General features: G+C 55.9%; 16 protein-coding genes and 1 pseudogene. 13 read left to right on the forward strand and 4 right to left on the reverse strand.

The window, feature by feature from the left end; translation table 11 throughout:
• Positions 1–9 precede the first annotated feature (9 nt).
• Together ppdD and nadC are read right to left on the reverse strand one after the other, a co-directional pair.
• Positions 10–441: a prepilin peptidase-dependent pilin gene (gene ppdD / locus FNY10_RS18345; RefSeq protein WP_131049242.1), complete on the reverse strand. Its 432-nt coding sequence runs from the start codon at positions 439–441 to the stop codon at positions 10–12.
• Between the two features lie 180 nt (positions 442–621).
• The gene (gene nadC, locus FNY10_RS18350) at positions 622–1,515 is read right to left on the reverse strand and encodes a carboxylating nicotinate-nucleotide diphosphorylase (protein ID WP_160702313.1); all 894 of its coding nucleotides are present in this window, start codon (positions 1,513–1,515) and stop codon (positions 622–624) included.
• A gap of 233 nt (positions 1,516–1,748) precedes the next feature.
• Here nadC and ampD point away from each other — a divergent pair, with 233 nt between their 5' ends.
• Both ampD and ampE read left to right on the forward strand, forming a co-directional pair.
• Positions 1,749–2,312 (forward strand): 1,6-anhydro-N-acetylmuramyl-L-alanine amidase AmpD, encoded by a 564-nt coding sequence (ampD, locus tag FNY10_RS18355; RefSeq protein ID WP_100682547.1) that lies wholly within the window; start codon positions 1,749–1,751, stop codon positions 2,310–2,312.
• Complete coding sequence (gene ampE, locus FNY10_RS18360; protein WP_100682546.1) at positions 2,309–3,163, forward strand: beta-lactamase regulator AmpE; 855 nt, start codon at positions 2,309–2,311, stop codon at positions 3,161–3,163. The genes ampD and ampE overlap by 4 nt, the downstream gene beginning before the upstream one ends.
• 27 nt (positions 3,164–3,190) lie before the next feature.
• Here the strand turns inward: ampE and FNY10_RS27065 are convergent.
• A pseudogene (locus FNY10_RS27065) lies at positions 3,191–3,446 on the reverse strand (alpha-N-arabinofuranosidase); the annotation flags it as partial.
• Between the two features lie 133 nt (positions 3,447–3,579).
• Positions 3,580–4,953: an aromatic amino acid transporter AroP gene (gene aroP / locus FNY10_RS18365; protein WP_160702312.1), complete on the reverse strand. Its 1,374-nt coding sequence runs from the start codon at positions 4,951–4,953 to the stop codon at positions 3,580–3,582.
• 645 nt (positions 4,954–5,598) lie between these two features.
• Here aroP and pdhR point away from each other — a divergent pair.
• The 11 genes from pdhR to FNY10_RS18420 all read left to right on the forward strand — a co-directional run bounded on the left by pdhR (position 5,599) and on the right by FNY10_RS18420 (position 21,176).
• Positions 5,599–6,378 carry a pyruvate dehydrogenase complex transcriptional repressor PdhR gene (gene pdhR / locus FNY10_RS18370; RefSeq protein ID WP_004857919.1) on the forward strand — a complete coding sequence of 260 codons (780 nt, stop codon included), beginning with the start codon at positions 5,599–5,601 and terminating at the stop codon, positions 6,376–6,378.
• 240 nt (positions 6,379–6,618) lie between these two features.
• A complete protein-coding gene (gene aceE, locus FNY10_RS18375; protein WP_131049244.1) occupies positions 6,619–9,282 on the forward strand; it encodes a pyruvate dehydrogenase (acetyl-transferring), homodimeric type in 2,664 nt (887 codons plus the stop codon).
• A 14-nt stretch (positions 9,283–9,296) separates the two neighbouring features.
• Positions 9,297–11,189 carry a pyruvate dehydrogenase complex dihydrolipoyllysine-residue acetyltransferase gene (gene aceF, locus FNY10_RS18380; protein WP_160702310.1) on the forward strand — a complete coding sequence of 631 codons (1,893 nt, stop codon included), beginning with the start codon at positions 9,297–9,299 and terminating at the stop codon, positions 11,187–11,189.
• A 332-nt stretch (positions 11,190–11,521) separates the two neighbouring features.
• Positions 11,522–12,946, forward strand: a complete 1,425-nt coding sequence (gene lpdA / locus FNY10_RS18385) for a dihydrolipoyl dehydrogenase (RefSeq protein ID WP_100682540.1) — start codon at positions 11,522–11,524, stop codon at positions 12,944–12,946.
• Positions 12,947–13,109: 163 nt separating this feature from the next.
• Positions 13,110–13,394: a hypothetical protein gene (locus FNY10_RS18390; RefSeq protein WP_160702308.1), complete on the forward strand. Its 285-nt coding sequence runs from the start codon at positions 13,110–13,112 to the stop codon at positions 13,392–13,394.
• Between the two features lie 369 nt (positions 13,395–13,763).
• Entirely contained in the window at positions 13,764–16,361 is a 2,598-nt protein-coding gene (gene acnB / locus FNY10_RS18395) for a bifunctional aconitate hydratase 2/2-methylisocitrate dehydratase (protein ID WP_131049246.1), read from the forward strand.
• 185 nt (positions 16,362–16,546) lie between these two features.
• Positions 16,547–16,909 carry a protein YacL gene (yacL, locus tag FNY10_RS18400; protein ID WP_100682537.1) on the forward strand — a complete coding sequence of 121 codons (363 nt, stop codon included), beginning with the start codon at positions 16,547–16,549 and terminating at the stop codon, positions 16,907–16,909.
• Between the two features lie 174 nt (positions 16,910–17,083).
• Positions 17,084–18,043, forward strand: a complete 960-nt coding sequence (locus FNY10_RS18405) for a 2-keto-3-deoxygluconate permease (RefSeq protein ID WP_100682536.1) — start codon at positions 17,084–17,086, stop codon at positions 18,041–18,043.
• Positions 18,043–19,317 (forward strand): D-threonate kinase, encoded by a 1,275-nt coding sequence (gene dtnK, locus FNY10_RS18410; protein WP_160702306.1) that lies wholly within the window; start codon positions 18,043–18,045, stop codon positions 19,315–19,317. The genes FNY10_RS18405 and dtnK overlap by 1 nt, the downstream gene beginning before the upstream one ends.
• Positions 19,277–20,290, forward strand: coding sequence for a D-threonate 4-phosphate dehydrogenase (locus tag FNY10_RS18415; RefSeq protein WP_160702304.1), 1,014 nt, complete (start codon positions 19,277–19,279; stop codon positions 20,288–20,290). Before dtnK ends, FNY10_RS18415 begins: the two co-directional genes overlap by 41 nt.
• A gap of 127 nt (positions 20,291–20,417) precedes the next feature.
• Positions 20,418–21,176 (forward strand): DeoR/GlpR family DNA-binding transcription regulator, encoded by a 759-nt coding sequence (locus FNY10_RS18420; protein WP_160702302.1) that lies wholly within the window; start codon positions 20,418–20,420, stop codon positions 21,174–21,176.
• Positions 21,177–21,182 lie beyond the last annotated feature (6 nt).

Below are 21,182 nucleotides of genomic sequence, written 5' to 3' on the forward strand. Positions count from 1 at the left end.
GCGGCGGCCTCAGTTTATGCGGAACACATCTTCACAGGCCTGCTGGAGTGCGCTGTTGCTGGCTATGCTGCAGACGCGCTGCCAGCCGGTGATACCGTTGGCGTTGTCCCAGGACGGCGTCATGGCGACGCTCAGCCCGTTCAGGCTTTCTTGTCCGTTAAGCGTGACAACACCTTGCGCGACGGTCATTGTGGCGACATAGCGCGTGGTCGCTGAGGAAGGGATCCCGTTGGCGCCGGCGTCGCAGCTTGCCAGCCCTCCGTGTTCGAGTGCGCACAGTTCAATGGCCGTACGGTACGGGACAAAGGTTTGCAGCATGTCGGTCAGGGCCGCTTTGCGCAGGTAGTTCTGATAAGCCGGAATGCCGATAGCGCTCAGAATGGCGATAATGCCAATGACCACCATCAGCTCGATCAGGGTAAATCCGCGTTGTCTGTCCATATATGCTCCTTGTGATTAAGGACGCACTGTGACGCGCTTGAGGCGCAGCGGCGAATGGCAAATGATGAGGCGGGAAACGATCTTCCAGATTTTCTGCTGTTCTTGCAGGTGTGAGCGTCAGCGATGCTCGCTGTCTCGCAAAAGAGCGCCCCGGCGCGTTGTCGATCCGGGGCGGGGCGATTAACGAAAACGCATGGAGAGATCCAGGGCGTGTACGTGCTTGGTCAGAGCGCCGACGGAGATGTAGTCAACGCCGGTTTCGGCAAATTCGCGGATGGTTTTAAAGGTGACGTTGCCGGACACTTCCAGCGCGGCCTTGCCGTCGGTCCGCTTCACCGCCTCGCGCATCAGCTCGGTGGTGAAATTATCGAGCATAATGATATCCGCGCCGGCTTTAAGCGCTTCATCCAGTTCATCAAGCGATTCCACTTCCACTTCCACCGGAACGTCCGGGTGCAGCCAGAAAGCTTTTTCTACCGCCTGGCGCACTGAGCCGGAGGCAATAATGTGGTTTTCTTTAATCAGGAAGGCGTCGAATAAACCCAGGCGGTGGTTGGCGCCGCCGCCGCACAGTACGGCATATTTCAGGGCGGTGCGCAGGCCAGGCAGCGTTTTACGCGTATCGAGCAGCTGGGTTTTGGTTCCTGCCAGGAGCGCCACGTAGCGATGTACTTCGCTGGCGACCCCGGACAGGGTCTGCACGAAATTCAGCGCGGTGCGCTCACCGGTCAGCAGCAGCCGGGAAGGCCCCTCCAGCTCAAACAGCGTCTGGTCCGCTTTGATGAGATCGCCATCTTTGACGTGCCAGGTGATGCTGACATCGTCGCCAGCCAGTTGAATGAAGACCTCTTCCACCCAGCGTTTACCGCAAAATACGCCCTCTTCGCGCGTAATAATGACCGCATGCGAGCGCGCGTCTTCCGGCAATAATTGGGCGCTAATATCGTTGTTGGCATTGACCTCTCCACCCAGATCTTCCCGCAGGGATTGGGCGACGGCATCGGTGATATCCAGGTTAATGCGTTCCAGCAGCGCGTCACGGCGGCGGTCGGGATTGTAGCGACGAAGCGACATGATAAAGCTCCAGATAGATAAGATTCAGCAGTGGGAAACATGCTAACCTGAACAGCGTTTCTACACCATACAGACTTCGCCCTTCGGGGCGCCTGTGTATCGGCTATGTCTCTGCTTTTTAGCGATGATTTATGGGGCGCCGGGCCGCAGGCCGAACGATTTTGTGTATGATAATCAGCATCCTTTGGGCCACGGGCGGCCCGGGAGCATGAGTTAGCGAAAGGAGATTCCGCATGCAGTTGAATGGGGGATGGTTGGTGGATGCGCGTCGGGTTCCTTCGCCGCACCATGATTGCCGCCCGGATGATGAAGCCCCTTCCTTACTGGTGGTGCATAATATTAGTCTGCCGCCGGGGGAATTTGGCGGCCCGTGGATCGATGCTTTATTCACCGGAACGCTTGATCCCAACGCTCATCCTTTCTTTGCGGAAATCGCGCATCTGCGCGTTTCAGCGCATTGTCTGATTCGTCGCGATGGCGAAATTGTGCAGTATGTTCCCTTTGATAAGCGAGCGTGGCACGCGGGCGTCTCCAGCTATCATGGACGTGAACGTTGCAATGACTTCTCTATCGGCATTGAGCTGGAAGGAACCGACACGCTGGCCTATACCGATGCCCAGTACCAGCAGCTGGTGGCCGTAACGCGGCAGCTGATCGCGTTGTACCCTGCCATCGCCAACCATATGACTGGCCACAGCGATATTGCGCCAGTGCGAAAAACGGATCCCGGTCCGGCTTTTGACTGGGCAAAATTCCGCGGCCTGCTGGCCGCTTCGTCAGAAAAGGAGATGCCATGACGTTGTTTACTACGCTGCTGGTTCTCATCGCCGAGCGGCTGTTTAAGTTGGGTGAGCACTGGCAGCTCGATCACCGTCTGGAAGTGCTGTTTCGCCGGGTAAAACACTTTTCACTCCCTGCGACGCTGCTGATGACGGCGCTGGCAATGGCGGTGGTCTATCTTATTCAGCGCGTGCTGCACGGGGTGCTGTTTAACGTCCCGCTGCTGGTGTTCTGGATCTTGCTCGGTCTGCTGTGTATTGGCGCGGGCAGGGTACGACTGCACTATCATGCGTACCTGAAAGCGGCATCGCGCAACGATCGTCATGCCTGCGATGCGATGGCCAGCGAGCTGACGCTGATTCACGGCGTGCCACCCGGCTGTGACGATCGCGAGTTTCTGAGCGAATTGCAAAATGCGCTGCTGTGGATTAACTACCGCTACTATCTGGCTCCGCTGTTCTGGTTTGTGGTTGGCGGGTCATGGGGACCCATTACGTTGATCGGTTACTGTGTGCTGCGCGCCTGGCAGACGTGGCTGGCGCGTTATCAAACGCCGCGCCATCGCTTACAGTCGGGGATTGATGCCATTCTGCACGTGGTGGACTGGCTGCCGGTGCGTCTGGTCGGCGTGGTGTATGCGCTGGTCGGGCACGGTGAAAAAGCGCTGCCGGCCTGGTTTGCTTCGTTGGGCGATCGCCACTCGTCGCAGTATCAGGTTCTGACCCGACTGGCGCAGTTTTCGCTGGCGCGCGAACCGCATGTGGATAAGGTCGAGACGCCTAAAGCGGCGGTCTCAATGGCCAAAAAAACATCGCTGGTGGTGGTCGTTATCATGGCGCTACTCACCATTTACGGTACCCTGGTTTAAGCTCCACCCGCTGTCGGGCAGGGGGAATCAAGAGGTATCGGCGGGCGGGATGCCGGAGTCAGGCATCCCGTTTTCTTGCCTGCGAACCCGTTTGAACCGCATGTGGCGATGAGATAGTACCGCAGACCCCCCCCCTCAATCCCGGTATCGTTCCGGGCACGATAGACCCATACCTCTTCCCCTACCGGCGTTTGCGTAACCCGCTGTGGCCGGGACCCTACTGACGGTTCTCATCGCCGGTGTGAAATACGGGCTCTGCTGATTTAGACCCGTTCCGGGGTGAACGGAATCAGCAATAAAGGCGTCGCCGTATCAGAATGACAAAATGGCTAAAACTACCGGGAAGGGAAGGCGTGAACCCGATAACAATGCGCTGTGCCCGCCATCACGGGACGGGCACAGCGTGTAGAGAGGGATTATTGCGCTTTTAGTGCGCCAGCGCTTTTCTGTTTAAACAGATAGCCAATGCCGAGAACCGCAATCCAGACCGGGATCAGGTACACGGAAATCGCCATGCCCGGCGTCATCAGCATAATCACCAGTACCGCCACCATGAACAGCAGGCAGACCCAGTTGCCGACCGGGTAGAACAGCGCCGGGAAACGCGAAACCACGCCCTGCTGCTGTTTTGCGCGACGGAACTTCATATGCGCGAGGCTAATCATCGCCCAGTTAATCACCAGCGCGGAGACCACCAGCGCCATCAGCAGGCCAAACGCCGACTCCGGTGCAAAGTAGTTAATCAGGACGCACAGCGCGGTGACCACGGCGGAGACCATAATGGTGTTGACCGGCACGCCGCGCTTATCGACGCTCATCAGCGCTTTCGGGGCGTTCCCCTGCTGGGCCAGACCGAACAACATGCGGCTGTTGCAGTAGACGCAGCTGTTATACACGGACAGTGCAGCGGTCAGCACCACCACGTTCAGGGCGTTGGCCACAAAGGTATCACCCAGCTCGTGGAAGATCAGCACGAACGGGCTGGTATCCGCGGTAACGCGCGTCCACGGCAGCAGTGAAAGCAGGACGGCGAGCGAGCCTACATAGAAAATCAGGATACGGTAGATAACCTGGTTGGTGGCTTTCGGGATGCTCTGTTCCGGGTTATCCGCTTCAGCGGCAGTGATCCCGACCAGCTCCAGACCGCCAAACGAGAACATGATAATCGCCATCATCATCACCAGTCCGGTGAAGCCATGCGGCAGGAATCCCCCCTGGTCCCACAGGTTGCGAACGGTTGCCTGTGGGCCGCCGTTGCCGCTGAACAGCAGCCAGCCGCCAAAGAGAATCATCGCCACAACGGCCACCACTTTGATAATGGCGAACCAGAACTCCATTTCACCAAACACTTTCACGTTGCTCAGGTTGATGGCATTGATGGCAATAAAGAACACCGCAGCGGACACCCAGGTTGGGATCTCGGGCCACCAGAACTGAATATATTTCCCGACGGCGGTCAGCTCGGCCATGGCCACCAGAACGTACAGTACCCAGTAGTTCCAACCGGAAGCAAAGCCGGCAAAACCGCCCCAGTATTTATACGCAAAATGACTGAATGAACCAGCCACCGGCTCTTCTACGACCATCTCACCCAGCTGACGCATGATCAGGAAGGCGATAAAACCGGCGATCGCATAGCCCAGAATAATCCCGGGGCCGGCGGACTGGATAACGGATGCACTGCCCAGGAACAGGCCGGTGCCGATAGCGCCGCCCAGAGCAATAAGCTGAATATGGCGGTTTTTCAGGCCGCGCTTGAGCCGATCGCCATGCTGTTGACCTTCCATCATGAAACCTCGTGTGTGGTTATTATGTTTATACGCGTCGTCCTTCAGGCTACTGCTTCGTTGTCTGTCCCTGCCAGATAGCATAGCTATCTAAATTCAGGGGCGTTCTGGTCAGCTCTGCCCTGATTGATTCAGCTTACATATTGTTGTGTGGTGTCATTGCGAAATTCCGTTTTCGTATTGATTTCTTTACGCAAGGCGAAACATAAAAATACCAAAAGGCCTTTCGTCTCATCGAGAATAGTGATAAGCGCGATTGAATGCACCTGCTTTATGAAGGGGTGATGACGAAGCGAGCAAAAAGAAACCATTTGTAAATAATGCTCTGAAGAGGGAGGTAGTAATTCCTTTTGATTAACTAATCATATTTTGTGAATTAAAAATCGAATTTGTCGCAGTTGAATCGGTTCAGATGGTTTAGTTTTTCGTTTCATAAACGTTAACGCTACCTCTTATGGGGTAAACACATCATTTGTGGGAAGTTACAATTCTGAAATGTTATTTCTGTAAGGTTGTTAAAATGTGCGTGGTTTCCTGATTTCAATCAAAACCTGTATGGACAGAAGGTGAATACTTTGTTACTTTAGCGCTACGAACTGCGAATTGGTAAGACCAATTGACTACGGGCTAATGGCAGAGACAGGGAATATGGCCTACAGCAAAATCCGCCAACCAAAACTATCTGATGTGATAGAGCAGCAGCTTGAGTTTTTAATCCTTGAGGGGACCTTACGCCCCGGTGAAAAACTCCCGCCTGAACGCGAACTGGCCAAACAGTTCGACGTTTCCCGTCCCTCGCTGCGTGAGGCGATTCAACGCCTCGAAGCCAAGGGCCTGTTGCTCCGTCGCCAGGGCGGTGGAACTTTTGTGCAAAGCAGCCTGTGGCAGAGCTTCAGCGATCCGCTGGTCGAGCTACTGTCCGATCACCCTGAATCCCAATTTGATCTGCTGGAAACCCGTCACGCGCTGGAAGGCATCGCGGCTTATTACGCGGCGCTGCGCAGCAATGATGCTGACCGCGAACGTATTCGCGAGCTGCATCAGGCTATCGAACGGGCCCAGCAGTCCGGCGACCTTGACGCCGAATCTGACGCCGTCGTCCAGTATCAAATTGCCGTCACCGAAGCGGCGCACAATGTCGTGCTGCTCCATCTGCTACGCTGCATGGAGCCGATGCTCGCGCAAAACGTTCGTCAGAACTTCGAATTGTTGTACGCCCGTCGGGAGATGCTCCCGCAGGTCAGCAATCATCGTACTCGTATTTTCGAGGCGATAATCGCCGGAGAGCCGGAGCAGGCGCGCGAAGCGTCGCATCGACACCTGGCGTTCATTGAGGAAATTTTGCTGGATCGTAGCCGTGAGGAGAGTCGTCGAGAACGCTCACTGCGTCGTTTACAGCAACGGAAAGATGAGAACTCCGGTTCTTAAGCGCCATTTTTAGAGCGCGGCAACTAAACGCAGAACCTGTCTTATTGTGCTTTTGGTTGTTCAAATAGTTCGGGTTATATCGCGGCGGCAAGCGCGTGAATCCCCGGGAGCATAGCTAACTATGTGACCGGGGGGAGGAAGCGCAGCCAACAAAGAGATAACCTGAAATATGAAGAACAAAGAGTGCAATGGGACAGGTTCCAGATTAATCAACGATTAGATAGATAAGGAATACCCCCCATGTCAGAACGTTTACCAAATGACGTGGATCCGATCGAAACTCGCGACTGGCTACAGGCGATCGAATCGGTCATCCGTGAAGAAGGTGTTGAGCGTGCTCAGTATCTGATTGACCAACTCCTTTCTGAAGCCCGCAAAGGCGGGGTGAAGGTTGCTGCTGGCACATCTACAGGCAGTTACGTCAACACTATTGCCGTTGAAGACGAACCGGAATATCCGGGGAATCTGGATCTGGAACGTCGAATTCGTTCTGCGATTCGTTGGAACGCCATCATGACCGTTCTGCGCGCATCGAAAAAAGATCTGGAGCTGGGCGGCCACATGGCTTCTTTCCAGTCCTCCGCAACGTTCTATGAAGTGTGCTTTAACCACTTCTTCCGTGCGCGCAACGAGCAGGATGGCGGCGACCTGGTTTACTTCCAGGGCCACATCTCTCCGGGCGTATACGCACGTGCGTTCCTGGAAGGTCGTCTGACTGAAGAGCAGATGAACAACTTCCGTCAGGAAGTTCACGGTAACGGTCTGTCCTCTTACCCGCACCCGAAACTGATGCCGGAATTCTGGCAGTTCCCGACCGTTTCCATGGGTCTGGGCCCAATCGGTGCTATCTACCAGGCTAAGTTCCTCAAGTATCTGGAACACCGTGGTCTGAAAGACACCTCTAAACAAACCGTTTACGCCTTCCTGGGCGACGGCGAGATGGACGAGCCGGAATCTAAAGGCGCTATCACCATCGCGACCCGTGAAAAACTGGATAACCTGGTCTTCGTCATCAACTGCAACCTGCAGCGTCTGGACGGCCCGGTCACCGGTAACGGCAAAATCATTAACGAGCTGGAAGGTATCTTCGCTGGTGCTGGCTGGAACGTTATCAAGGTTATCTGGGGCGGTCGTTGGGATGAGCTGCTGCGTAAAGACACCAGCGGCAAGCTGATTCAGCTGATGAACGAAACCGTTGACGGCGACTACCAGACCTTCAAATCCAAAGATGGCGCGTACGTTCGCGAGCACTTCTTCGGTAAATATCCGGAAACCGCCGCGCTGGTCGCTGACTGGACTGACGAGCAGATCTGGGCGCTGAACCGCGGTGGCCACGATCCGAAGAAAGTCTTTGCGGCACTGAAAAAAGCGCAGGACACCAAAGGTAAAGCGACCGTTATCCTGGCACATACCATTAAAGGGTATGGCATGGGCGATACCGCTGAAGGTAAAAACATCGCTCACCAGGTGAAGAAAATGAACATGGACGGCGTGCGTCATATCCGCGACCGCTTCAATGTTCCGGTAACCGATGAGCAGGTTGAAAACCTGTCTTACCTGACCTTCCCGGAAGGTTCCGAAGAGTACACCTATCTGCACGCCCAGCGTGAAAAACTGCACGGCTATCTGCCGAGCCGTCAGCCGCACTTCGATGAGAAGCTGGAGCTGCCGACCCTCGAAGATTTCGCTCCGCTGCTGGAAGAGCAGAACAAAGAAATCTCTACCACTATCGCGTTCGTTCGTGCCCTGAACGTGATGCTGAAGAACAAGTCCATCAAAGACCGCCTCGTGCCGATCATCGCCGATGAAGCGCGTACCTTTGGTATGGAAGGCCTGTTCCGTCAGATTGGTATTTACAGCCCGAACGGCCAGCAGTACACCCCGCAGGACCGTGAGCAGGTTGCTTACTACAAAGAAGACGAAAAAGGTCAGATCCTGCAGGAAGGGATCAACGAACTGGGTGCCGGCGCATCCTGGCTGGCTGCTGCGACCTCTTACAGCACCAACAACCTGCCGATGATCCCGTTCTACATCTACTACTCCATGTTCGGGTTCCAGCGTATCGGCGACCTGTGCTGGCAGGCTGGCGACCAACAGGCTCGCGGCTTCCTGGTCGGCGGGACTTCCGGTCGTACCACTCTGAACGGCGAAGGTCTGCAGCACGAAGATGGTCACAGCCATATTCAGTCTCTGACTATTCCGAACTGTATCTCTTACGATCCGTCTTACGCGTATGAAGTTGCGGTCATCATGCACGATGGTCTGGAGCGCATGTACGGTGAGAAACAAGAGAACGTTTACTACTACATCACCACGCTGAACGAAAACTACCACATGCCGGCCATGCCAGCAGGTGCCGAGGAAGGTATCCGTAAAGGTATCTATAAACTCGAAACCGTTGCAGGTAGCAAAGGTAAAGTTCAGCTGCTGGGCTCCGGTTCTATCCTGCGTCACGTTCGTGAAGCAGCGCAGATCCTGGCGAACGACTACGGCGTGGGCTCTGACGTGTACTCCGTCACCTCCTTCACCGAACTGGCCCGTGACGGTCAGGACTGTGAGCGCTGGAACATGCTGCACCCGCTGGAAACTCCGCGCGTTCCGTACATCGCTCAGGTGATGAACGACGCTCCGGCTGTAGCATCAACCGACTATATGAAACTGTTCGCCGAGCAGGTCCGTACTTATGTACCGGCTGACGACTACCGCGTGCTGGGTACTGATGGCTTCGGTCGTTCCGACAGCCGTGAAAACCTGCGTCACCACTTCGAAGTCGATGCTTCTTATGTGGTGGTAGCAGCACTGGGCGAACTGGCTAAACGTGGCGAAATCGATAAGAAAGTGGTGGCGGATGCCATCATCAAATTCAACATCGATGCAGAAAAAGTTAACCCGCGTCTGGCGTAAGAGGTAAAAGAATAATGGCTATCGAAATCAAAGTACCGGACATCGGGGCTGATGAAGTTGAAATCACCGAGATCCTGGTCAAAGTGGGCGACAAGGTTGAAGCTGAACAGTCGCTGATCACCGTAGAAGGCGACAAAGCCTCTATGGAAGTGCCGTCTCCTCAGGCAGGTATCGTTAAAGAGATCAAAGTCTCTGTTGGCGATAAAACCGAGACCGGCAAACTGATCATGATTTTCGATTCCGCCGACGGTGCAGCAGCTGCTGCACCTGCTAAGGCAGAAGAGAAGAAAGAAGCCGCTCCGGCAGCAGCACCTGCTGCAGCGGCGGCAAAAGACGTTCACGTACCGGACATCGGCGGCGACGAAGTTGAAGTCACCGAGATCATGGTCAAAGTGGGCGACACCGTTGCCGCTGAACAGTCCCTGATCACCGTAGAAGGCGATAAAGCTTCTATGGAAGTTCCGGCGCCGTTCGCGGGCACCGTGAAAGAGATCAAAATCAACACCGGCGACAAAGTTTCTACCGGGTCGCTGATCATGGTCTTCGAAGTGGCGGGCGCAGCACCAGCTGCGGCTCCGGCCCAGGCTGCGGCTCCGGCCGCCGCTGCGGCACCAGCCGCTGCTGCTGGCGCGAAAGACGTTCATGTTCCTGACATCGGTGGTGATGAAGTCGAAGTCACCGAAGTGATGGTGAAAGTGGGCGATAAAGTTGCCGCTGAACAGTCACTGATCACCGTTGAAGGCGACAAGGCTTCCATGGAAGTCCCGGCGCCGTTCGCGGGTACGGTAAAAGAAATCAAAATCAGCACCGGCGATAAAGTCTCTACCGGTTCTCTGATTATGGTCTTCGAAGTGGAAGGCGCTGCGCCTGCCGCCGCTCCGGCTGCTGCACCGGCACCTGCTGCTGCACCGGCGGAGAAGGCTAAACCGGCTGCTGCCCCTGCGGCGAAAGCGGAAGGCAAATCTGAGTTCACAGAAAACGACGCTTACGTTCATGCAACGCCGCTGATTCGTCGTCTGGCGCGCGAATTCGGCGTTAACCTGGCGAAAGTGAAAGGTTCCGGTCGTAAAGGCCGCATCCTGCGCGAAGACGTTCAGGCTTACGTGAAAGAGGCGGTGAAACGCGCCGAAGCAGCGCCTGCCGCTGCCGCCGGTGGTGGTCTGCCGGGCATGCTGCCGTGGCCGAAAGTGGACTTCAGCAAGTTTGGTGAAGTGGAAGAAGTTGAGCTGGGCCGTATCCAGAAAATCTCTGGTGCGAACCTGAGCCGTAACTGGGTGATGATCCCGCACGTTACGCACTTCGATAAAACTGATATCACCGATCTGGAAGCCTTCCGTAAGCAGCAGAATGCTGAAGCTGAGAAGCGCAAACTGGACGTGAAATTCACCCCGGTGGTCTTCATCATGAAAGCCGTTGCCGCTGCGCTTGAGCAGATGCCGCGCTTCAACAGCTCGCTGTCCGAAGATGCACAGCGTCTGACGCTGAAGAAATACATCAACATCGGTGTGGCGGTTGATACGCCGAATGGTCTGGTTGTTCCGGTCTTTAAAGATGTGAACAAGAAGAGCATTACCGAGCTGTCTCGCGAACTGACGGTTATCTCTAAGAAAGCGCGTGATGGTAAGCTGACGGCTGGCGAAATGCAGGGCGGTTGCTTCACCATCTCCAGCATCGGCGGCCTGGGGACAACCCACTTCGCGCCGATTGTCAACGCGCCGGAAGTAGCCATCCTCGGGGTGTCTAAATCCGCGATGGAACCGGTGTGGAATGGTAAAGAGTTTGTACCGCGTCTGATGATGCCTATCTCTCTGTCCTTCGACCACCGCGTGATCGATGGTGCTGATGGTGCGCGCTTTATCACCATCATCAACAACATGCTGAGCGATATTCGCCGCCTGGTGATGTAAGCGAAAAGCCGGCCTGACGGCCGGCTTTTTTCTGGTAATCTTGTTTTCGTTTCGGGGTTATCAGCAACAAAGGACAAAATCGTTTGCCGTTTGTTGTTTCAAAATTGTTAACAATTTTGTAAAATGCAGGCGGATAGAACGTCCCGGTGGACATGGGCGTAATTTACACAAAATAATTCGAGTTGCGTCAAGGCGGCAAGGGAGTGAATCCCAGGAGCGTACAAGCGGTACGTGACCGGGGTGAGCGAGCGCAGCCAACGCAGAGGCGGCTTGAAGGATGAAGTGTATAACAATAGCGTCAGACCCGCCGGATACAAACTACAGAGGTCATGATGAGTACTGAAATTAAAACTCAGGTCGTGGTACTTGGGGCAGGTCCTGCAGGCTATTCTGCTGCCTTCCGTTGCGCTGATTTAGGTCTGGAGACCGTCATCGTAGAACGTTACAGCACCCTCGGCGGTGTTTGCCTGAACGTCGGCTGTATCCCTTCTAAAGCGCTGCTGCACGTTGCTAAAGTTATCGAAGAAGCGAAAGCGCTGGCCGAGCACGGCATCGTTTTCGGCGAACCGAAAACCGACATTGACAAGATCCGCACCTGGAAAGAAAAAGTCATCACTCAGCTGACCGGTGGTCTGGCTGGCATGGCCAAAGGTCGTAAAGTGAAGGTGGTTAACGGCCTGGGTAAATTCACCGGCGCTAACACCCTGGAAGTGGAAGGCGAAAACGGTAAAACCGTGATTAACTTCGACAATGCGATCATCGCGGCGGGTTCCCGTCCGATTCAGCTGCCGTTCATTCCGCACGAAGATCCGCGCGTATGGGATTCTACCGATGCGCTGGAGCTGAAATCCGTACCGAAGCGTATGCTGGTTATGGGTGGCGGTATCATCGGTCTGGAAATGGGTACCGTGTACCATGCGCTGGGTTCAGAGATCGATGTGGTTGAGATGTTCGACCAGGTTATCCCGGCTGCCGACAAAGACGTGGTGAAAGTCTTCACCAAACGCATCAGCAAGAAATTCAACCTGATGCTGGAAACCAAAGTGACTGCCGTTGAAGCAAAAGAAGACGGTATCTATGTTTCCATGGAAGGCAAAAAAGCCCCAGCGGAAGCACAGCGTTATGACGCGGTGCTGGTGGCTATCGGCCGCGTACCGAACGGTAAAAACCTCGACGCAGGCAAAGCGGGCGTTGAAGTTGACGAGCGCGGCTTTATCCGTGTTGACAAGCAGCTGCGTACCAACGTGCCGCACATCTTCGCTATCGGCGATATCGTCGGTCAGCCGATGCTGGCGCACAAAGGCGTTCACGAAGGTCACGTTGCCGCCGAAGTTATCTCCGGTCTGAAGCACTACTTCGACCCGAAAGTGATCCCGTCCATCGCCTACACCGAGCCAGAAGTTGCCTGGGTTGGTCTGACCGAGAAAGAAGCGAAAGAGAAAGGCATCAGCTACGAAACTGCCACCTTCCCGTGGGCAGCCTCTGGCCGTGCGATCGCTTCTGATTGCGCAGACGGTATGACCAAACTGATCTTCGACAAAGAGAGCCACCGTGTTATCGGCGGCGCGATTGTCGGCACCAACGGCGGCGAGCTGCTGGGTGAAATCGGTCTGGCTATCGAAATGGGTTGTGACGCAGAAGACATCGCGCTGACCATCCACGCCCACCCGACTCTGCACGAGTCCGTTGGCCTGGCGGCAGAAGTCTTCGAAGGTAGCATCACCGATCTGCCGAACCCGAAAGCGAAGAAAAAGTAAGTTTTTCTTTCCGGCAAAATGCAAAAGCGGCTCTGAGAGCCGCTTTTTTTATGCCCGATGTTCAGAACTGTGTCTGCGTTAATAAATCGCCACACCTTATAGATACCCTGGTAATAATTACGTCGTAAACTTATAGGTGGTTAACTATATGGTGAGGTGTGTCATGAAACTCGTTTTAACAACAGCCCTGTTAGCCGCCACCCTGGCTTCCGGGGCGGCTTGCGCCGCAGATCCTGCCATTCCGTGGGCCGACAACAGCGGCGGCACGGAAAATACCCATATCGCCGCCATGGGGCAGAACCTGAATGCACAGCATCAGGCGATCAGCAAAACCCCGGAAGGCGTGTGGGCGGCGAACTCTGGCAGTATTCACCAGGATGAGGCGGCATTAAGCAGCAGCAAGCCGGCCTTCAGGGGCTATCCGCAGCTGATGCCGCATCAGGGCTAAACACTGTTTCAGCGTCTCAGATGTCCGGCGCAGGACGAGGCGCCGGGCATGTTTTTATGCCTTTTCTCCTGCAAGGGCGTGCCAGCCGTACGAGGGGATGAAGCGGCTGATTTTTTCCGGAATCCTGGTCAGCTATCGGCAGCGGCCTGAAATTTATATCCCGGGAAATGTACCTAAAGCCTGTAAAATCCTGCCCTTAACGATTCAGCTAAATTTTAATGTTGCTTTTTTGTAAACAGATTAACACCTCGCTGAAATCCTGCTATGCTGCCGACGCGGTATCGGGCATTTACCCTACAAACTGCTGTCTCACAGGAGCGTGAAGAGAATCGCCTACCGCATTTTACAATGAGAGCGAGGAGAACCGTCGTGCTAGAAGAATACCGTAAGCACGTAGCTGAGCGTGCAGCCGTTGGGATTGTTGCCAAACCCTTAGATGCAACCCAAATGGCCGCGCTGGTAGAACTGCTGAAGAACCCGCCTGCGGGTGAAGAAGAATTCCTGTTAGACCTGTTAATCAACCGTGTACCGCCGGGCGTCGACGAAGCCGCCTATGTTAAAGCCGGATTCCTTGCCGCTGTCGCCAAAGGCGAAGCAACCTCCCCACTGGTTACCCCTGAAAAAGCCGTTGAACTGCTGGGCACCATGCAGGGCGGTTACAACATTCACCCGCTGATCGATGCGCTGGACGATGCTAAACTGGCGCCGATCGCCGCCAAAGCGCTGTCCCATACCCTGCTGATGTTCGATAACTTCTACGACGTCGAAGAGAAAGCCAAAGCGGGTAACGAGTACGCTAAACAGGTGATGAAATCGTGGGCTGACGCCGAGTGGTTCCTGAACCGTCCGCCGCTGGCTGAGAAAATCACCGTCACCGTCTTCAAAGTGACCGGCGAAACCAACACCGATGATCTCTCTCCGGCGCCGGATGCCTGGTCCCGCCCGGATATCCCGCTGCACGCGCTGGCGATGCTGAAAAATGCCCGCGAAGGTATCGAACCGGATCAGCCGGGTTCCGTGGGCCCGATCAAGCAAATTGAAGCGCTTCAGCAAAAAGGTTTCCCGTTGGCCTACGTCGGTGACGTGGTGGGTACCGGTTCTTCGCGTAAATCCGCCACCAACTCGGTGCTGTGGTTTATGGGCGACGATATTCCGAACGTGCCGAACAAGCGCGGCGGCGGCCTGTGCCTGGGCGGCAAAATCGCACCGATTTTCTTCAATACCATGGAAGATGCGGGCGCGCTGCCAATTGAAGTGGACGTGAACAACCTGAATATGGGCGACGTGATTGACGTTTACCCGTTCAAAGGCGAAGTGCGTAACCACGAAACTAACGAGCTGCTGGCAAGCTTCGGGCTGAAAACCGATGTGCTGGTTGATGAAGTCCGCGCCGGCGGCCGTATTCCGCTGATCATCGGTCGCGGCCTGACCACCAAAGCGCGTGAAGCGCTGGGTCTGCCGCATAGCGACGTCTTCCGTCAGGCAAAAGACGTGGCAGAAAGCAGCCGCGGCTACTCGCTGGCGCAGAAAATGGTCGGTCGTGCCTGCGGCGTAGCCGGTATTCGTCCGGGCGCTTACTGCGAACCGAAGATGACTTCCGTGGGCTCCCAGGACACCACCGGTCCGATGACCCGTGATGAACTGAAAGACCTGGCGTGCCTTGGTTTCTCCGCCGACCTGGTGATGCAGTCCTTCTGTCACACTGCGGCCTATCCGAAGCCGGTTGACGTCACCACTCACCATACGCTGCCAGACTTCATTATGAACCGTGGCGGTGTCTCTCTGCGTCCGGGCGATGGCGTTATCCACTCGTGGCTGAACCGTATGCTGCTGCCGGATACCGTCGGTACCGGTGGTGACTCCCATACCCGTTTCCCGATTGGTATCTCCTTCCCGGCGGGCTCTGGTCTGGTGGCGTTTGCCGCCGCGACCGGCGTGATGCCGCTGGATATGCCGGAATCCGTGCTGGTTCGCTTCAAAGGTAAGATGCAGCCGGGGATCACCCTGCGCGATCTGGTCCATGCGATCCCGCTGTATGCAATTAAGCAGGGGCTGCTGACCGTTGAGAAGAAAGGGAAGAAAAACATCTTCTCTGGCCGCATCCTGGAAATCGAAGGTCTGCCGGATTTGAAGGTGGAGCAGGCGTTTGAGCTGACCGATGCTTCCGCAGAACGTTCTGCTGCCGGCTGTACCATTAAGCTGAATCAGGAGCCGATCGTTGAGTATCTCAACTCCAACATCGTCCTGCTGAAGTGGATGATTGCCGAAGGCTACGGCGATCGTCGTACCCTGGAACGTCGTATCCAGGGGATGGAAAAATGGCTGGCGGATCCGCAGTTGCTGGAAGCCGACGCTGACGCGGAATACGCGGCGGTGATCGACATCGATCTGGCGGATATCAAAGAGCCTATTCTGTGTGCGCCGAACGATCCGGACGATGCGCGTCTGCTGTCCGACGTACAGGGTGAGAAGATCGACGAAGTGTTCATCGGTTCCTGCATGACCAACATCGGTCACTTCCGTGCGGCGGGTAAACTGCTGGACAGCCATAAAGGCCAGCTGCCGACTCGTCTGTGGGTGGCTCCGCCAACCCGTATGGATGCGGCGCAGCTGACGGAAGAAGGCTACTACAGCGTGTTTGGTAAGAGCGGTGCGCGTATCGAAATCCCTGGCTGTTCCCTGTGTATGGGTAACCAGGCGCGCGTGGCGGACGGTGCGACGGTGGTGTCCACTTCGACCCGTAACTTCCCGAACCGTTTAGGGACCGGCGCTAACGTTTATCTGGCCTCTGCGGAACTGGCTGCGGTCGCTTCTCTGCTTGGCAAACTGCCGACGCCGGAAGAGTACCAGACCTTCGTCGCGCAGGTGGATGAGACCGCGGCGGACACCTATCGCTACCTGAACTTCAACCAGCTGGAACAGTATACCGATAAAGCTGATGGGGTTATTTTCCAGACGGCGGTCTAAGGTGAGGCGTCAGCTCGCCTGACGAATTGCCTGTAAACTCTCCAGTGCCCGGTGAACATTGCATCACCGGGCATTTTTATTTCCAATCCTTCATCCGCCCGGCTTTTTTTCTTCCCCGGTACTGCGATAATTACCCTATGGGTACAATGTAGCGGTGACGCATTGCCCTTGCAGAGGAAGACACTATGGATTACGAATTTCTGCGCGATATTACCGGAGTGGTAAAGGTGCGAATGTCGATGGGCCACGAGGTGGTAGGGCACTGGTTTAACGAAGAGGTGAAAGATAACCTCGCCCTGCTGGACGAAGTGGAACAGGCCGCGCGTACCGTACAAGGCAGCGAGCGTTCCTGGCAGCGTGCCGGACATGAATACACGCTATGGCTGGATGGCGAAGAGGTGATGATTCGCGCTAACCAGCTGGAGATTTCAGGTGATGAAATAGAAGAGGGCATGAGCTACTACGACGAAGAAAGCCTCTCTTTGTGCGGCGTTGAGGATTTTTTACAGGTCGTTGCCGCCTACCGTCGCTTCTTACAAGACCGCTAACTCCCCGGCAGCGCTCTTTCAGGCGCTGCCCGCACTACCCTTCTTGATTACATTTAATCAAATAATCATTAAACGGCTTAATATTGGCCTGGAACTGCGATCTGAGCCTTATTTTTCTTTTATTTGATTTAATATAATCATTTGTGATTATATTAAATCAACCAGGAGGGCGATGTGAAAATTAAAGCGACAATAGAAAAAATCCCGGGAGGGATGATGGTCGTCCCGCTTGTGCTGGGGGCTATGCTCAATACTTTCGCCCCCGAGGCGCTGCAGGTCGGGGGCTTTACCACGGCATTATTTAAGAACGGCGCCGCGCCGCTTATCGGGGCGTTTTTACTCTGCATGGGGGCGGGTATCCATATAAAAGCCGCCCCTAAATCTCTGTTGATTGGCGGCGGTATTACCTTCACTAAATTTGTTGTGGCGGTGGCGCTTGGATTTACCGTCGAGACGTTTTTTGGCGTCGACGGTCTGTGGGGGCTCTCCTCCGTCGCCATTATTGCCGCGATGAGCAACACGAATGGCGGCCTGTATGCCGCACTGGCCGGCGAGTTTGGCAGCGAGAATGAGGTGGGGGCTACGCCGCTGATGTCGCTGAGCGATGGCCCGATACTGACGATGATCGCTCTGGGCGCGGCGGGTATGGCTAATATTCCGCTGATGTCGATCGTGGTGGTGCTGATCCCCATGCTTATCGGCATGCTGCTCGGCAATCTGGATGTGCAGATGCGTGAATTCCTCACGAAGGGCGGCCCGCTGCTGATCCCGTTCTTTGCTTTTGCGCTAGGCGCCGGAATCGACCTGTCCATGCTGCTGAAGGGCGGGCTTGCCGGGATCCTGCTGGGCGTGCTGACCACTCTGGTAGGCGGTTTCTTCAATATTAAAGTCGATCGTCTGCTGGGCGGCACTGGTATTGCCGGTGCAGCGGCTTCCAGCACCGCGGGTAACGCCGTTGCCACGCCGATGGCCATTGCCCAGGCGGATCCCGCGCTGGGCGAGATCGTGGCGGTGGCAACGCCGCTGGTGGCCACGTCGGTGATTGTGACCGCCCTCTTAACGCCAGCGCTGACGTCGTGGGTGGCGAAACGTAACCAGCAGCAGGCGAAGGTAGTCCTCGGGGAGAAACCATAATGAAGATGATTGTTATCGCAGATGATTTTACCGGAGCAAATGATACAGGAGTCCAGCTGGCCAAAAAGGGCGCGCGTACTGAGGTCATGTTCAATGAGCGGCAGCAAGCGTCACGTCAGGCTGATGTGCTGGTGATAAATACCGAAAGCAGGGCGTTGGAGCCGGCTCAGGCGGCAGAGAAGGTGGGCGCGGTCGTCGCGCCCTGGTTTTGCGAGCGGGACAATTCACCGCTGGTATACAAAAAGATAGATTCGACGTTCCGCGGTAACGTCGGCGCGGAGGTCGAGGCGGCAATGCAGGCCAGTGGTGCCAGGCTGGCCATCGTGGCGGCAGCGATTCCCGCGGCGGGCCGGGTGACGAGGAACGGGCAGTGTCTGGTGCATGGCGTACCGCTCGTCGAAACAGAATTTGCCAGCGATCCCAAAACACCGATTATCTCTTCCCATATCAAGACATTGCTTGAATTACAGACCACCTGTCCGGTTTATGAGCTGGATCTGGCGACGGTACGTGGCGGTGGCTCAGGCGCCGAACTCCAGCGTATCGGTGAGAGCGACGGCGGGATTGTGGTCGTTGATGCCGAAAACGATGGCGATTTGGCTCTGCTGGCGCAGGCGGTGGCTGGGCTTAACCAGCGTTACTTACTCGTTGGCGCGGCGGGTTTTGCTAACGCGCTGCCGGCAGAGTGTTACCTCAGTCCACGGCTGCAGCTGCCGGTGCTGGTGGTTGCCGGTTCGATGAGTGAGGCAACCCGGCAGCAGATTGTGTTTGCGGCGAAAGAGAGGGCGCTGGGGATTGTCGATATTGATGTTGAGGCGCTGCTACAAACGGACAGCGATAGCATAAAGGAAAAGATAGTCCGCCAGGCCAGCGCTATTTTGCGCGACCGTCAGCATTGTGTGCTGAGAACCTGCCGCGACGCCGATGCGCGCGGGATGATTGAGACGCTGTGCGAACGCTACCAGCTTTCACGCCAGCAGCTAGGAGACAGCATTAGCTCAGCACTAGGCGGTATCACGCTCGCCGTCATCAACCGGGCGCAAATCGGAGGGCTGTTCCTCACGGGCGGAGATATTGCCATCGCCGTGGCGAGAGCGCTCGGGGCTGAAGGTTATCGTATCGCCGGCGAAGTGGCGCCCTGCGTGCCCTGCGGAACGCTGGTGAACAGCGAAATTGACGATCTACCGGTGATCACCAAAGCCGGCGGATTTGGCGGCGAAGCCACGCTTCGGGATGCACTTTATTTTATTGAGGAGCTGTACAGTGACAAATAACGTAATTGCCGTCACGATGGGCGACCCGGCAGGCATCGGGCCCGAAATCATTATCAAATCTCTGGCCGAAGGCGCGCTTTCCGGCACGCCGGCAGTGGTGGTGGGATGTTTACAGACGCTACAGCGTCTGCAGGCGTCCGGCGTCACGCCGCCCGTAGAATTACGTCCGATCAAGCAGGTTTCCCAGGCGCGCTTTGCGCCGGGGATCGTTAACGTCATTGACGAACCGCTGAAAGACCCGGCCAGGCTTATACCGGGAAAGGTGCAGGCTCAGGCTGGCGATCTGGCGTACCGCTGCGTTAAGCGGGCCACCGAAATGGCGCTGGCGGGAGAGGTTTCCGCCATTGCGACCGCGCCGCTGAATAAAGAGGCGCTTCATCTGGCGGGGCACATGTATCCGGGCCATACCGAACTGCTGGCCCGCCTGACGGACAGCCGTGATTATGCGATGGTGCTGTATACCGACAAGCTGAAGGTCATACACGTTTCGACGCATATTGCGCTGCGTAAGTTCCTCGATACGCTGAACGACGAGCGTATTAAAACGGTTATCTCGCTTGCCGACACTTTCTTACGGCGCGTGGGGGTCAGCTCCCCGCGTATCGCGGTCGCCGGCGTTAATCCTCATGCTGGTGAAAACGGTCTTTTTGGCGATGAGGAGATCAACATTGTCGGCCCGGCGATTGCGCAGATGCAGCAGCAGGGCGTGGCCGTTTATGGCCCTTGCCCGCCGGATACCGTCTTTCTGCAGGCCTGGGAAGGGCAGTACGATATGGTGGTGGCGATGTATCACGACCAGGGGCATATTCCGTTGAAGCTGCTTGGCTTCTATGATGGCGTTAATATCACCGCCGGGCTGCCGTTTATCCGCACCTCAGCGGATCATGGCACCGCGTTTGATATTGCCTGGACAGGTAAAGCTAAGTCTGAGAGCATGGCGATTTCTATCCAGCTAGCCGCTCAGCTTGCTTAATTTATAGACTGTTATCCGGATTCATTCAGGTTGCACAAGGCGGCAGTCCGCAGTGCCTGAGGCGGTTACCCGCGCCGGTTAAGCGCTGGCGTGGCTGTCGGCTTACAACGTGAAAGATGAAAGGGATATGAAGTCACAAAATCGCTTAGACCAGATTCTGGACTATCTGAAAGGCCATAATCTGGTCACCGTTGAACAACTGGTTACCGCTATTGACGCTTCGCCCGCGACCATACGTCGCGATCTGATTAAGCTGGATGAGCAGGGCGTGATTAATCGCAGCCACGGCGGCGTGGCGCTTAACCGCTTTATCCCGGCCCAGCCGACGACCAATGAAAAGCAGCTGCTGCATCCCCAGGAAAAGAGCGCGATTGCCCAACTGGCCCTGTCGATGATTAAAGCCGGCGATTCGGTCGTGCTGGATGCCGGGACGACGATGCTGGAGCTGGCGCGTAACCTGACTTCGCTGCCGCTGCGCGTAATTACCTCCGATTTACGCATCGCCCTGTTTCTCTCGGAGTTTAAGCAGATCGAGGTGACCATCATCGGCGGTCGCATCGATGACAGCAGCCAGTCATGCATTGGCGATCACGGTCGTAAACTGCTGCGCGGTATCTACCCGGATATCGCATTTATTAGCTGTAATTCATGGAGTCTGGAGAAGGGGATTACCACGCCGACGGAAGAGAAGGCGGGGCTCAAGCAGGATCTGGCGCTGAATGCGAGCCGCCGGGTGCTGTTAGCGGACAGCAGCAAATATGGCTCCTGGTCGCTGTTTTGCGTCACCCCGCTTGCCAGTCTGACGGATATCGTCACCGATCGCGGCCTGGCGACCCAGGCGCAGGAGGCGCTCGCCAACCTGCCTTGCCGGCTTCACCTGGCATAACCAGAC

The organism is Klebsiella sp. Lac1, from assembly GCF_009825425.1.
GTDB classification, from domain to species: Bacteria; Pseudomonadota; Gammaproteobacteria; order Enterobacterales; family Enterobacteriaceae; genus Klebsiella; species Klebsiella electrica.

What these genes read in the sequence shown, in the direction of transcription:
- ppdD (WP_131049242.1), bottom strand. Translation starts at nt 441, where the DNA reads ATGGACAGACAACGCGGATTTACCCTGATCGAGCTGATGGTGGTCATT.
- nadC (WP_160702313.1), bottom strand. Translation starts at nt 1,515, where the DNA reads ATGTCGCTTCGTCGCTACAATCCCGACCGCCGCCGTGACGCGCTGCTG.
- ampD (WP_100682547.1), top strand. Translation starts at nt 1,749, where the DNA reads ATGCAGTTGAATGGGGGATGGTTGGTGGATGCGCGTCGGGTTCCTTCG.
- ampE (WP_100682546.1), top strand. Translation starts at nt 2,309, where the DNA reads ATGACGTTGTTTACTACGCTGCTGGTTCTCATCGCCGAGCGGCTGTTT.
- aroP (WP_160702312.1), bottom strand. Translation starts at nt 4,953, where the DNA reads ATGATGGAAGGTCAACAGCATGGCGATCGGCTCAAGCGCGGCCTGAAA.
- pdhR (WP_004857919.1), top strand. Translation starts at nt 5,599, where the DNA reads ATGGCCTACAGCAAAATCCGCCAACCAAAACTATCTGATGTGATAGAG.
- aceE (WP_131049244.1), top strand. Translation starts at nt 6,619, where the DNA reads ATGTCAGAACGTTTACCAAATGACGTGGATCCGATCGAAACTCGCGAC.
- aceF (WP_160702310.1), top strand. Translation starts at nt 9,297, where the DNA reads ATGGCTATCGAAATCAAAGTACCGGACATCGGGGCTGATGAAGTTGAA.
- lpdA (WP_100682540.1), top strand. Translation starts at nt 11,522, where the DNA reads ATGAGTACTGAAATTAAAACTCAGGTCGTGGTACTTGGGGCAGGTCCT.
- FNY10_RS18390 (WP_160702308.1), top strand. Translation starts at nt 13,110, where the DNA reads ATGAAACTCGTTTTAACAACAGCCCTGTTAGCCGCCACCCTGGCTTCC.
- yacL (WP_100682537.1), top strand. Translation starts at nt 16,547, where the DNA reads ATGGATTACGAATTTCTGCGCGATATTACCGGAGTGGTAAAGGTGCGA.
- dtnK (WP_160702306.1), top strand. Translation starts at nt 18,043, where the DNA reads ATGAAGATGATTGTTATCGCAGATGATTTTACCGGAGCAAATGATACA.
- FNY10_RS18415 (WP_160702304.1), top strand. Translation starts at nt 19,277, where the DNA reads ATGCACTTTATTTTATTGAGGAGCTGTACAGTGACAAATAACGTAATT.
- FNY10_RS18420 (WP_160702302.1), top strand. Translation starts at nt 20,418, where the DNA reads ATGAAGTCACAAAATCGCTTAGACCAGATTCTGGACTATCTGAAAGGC.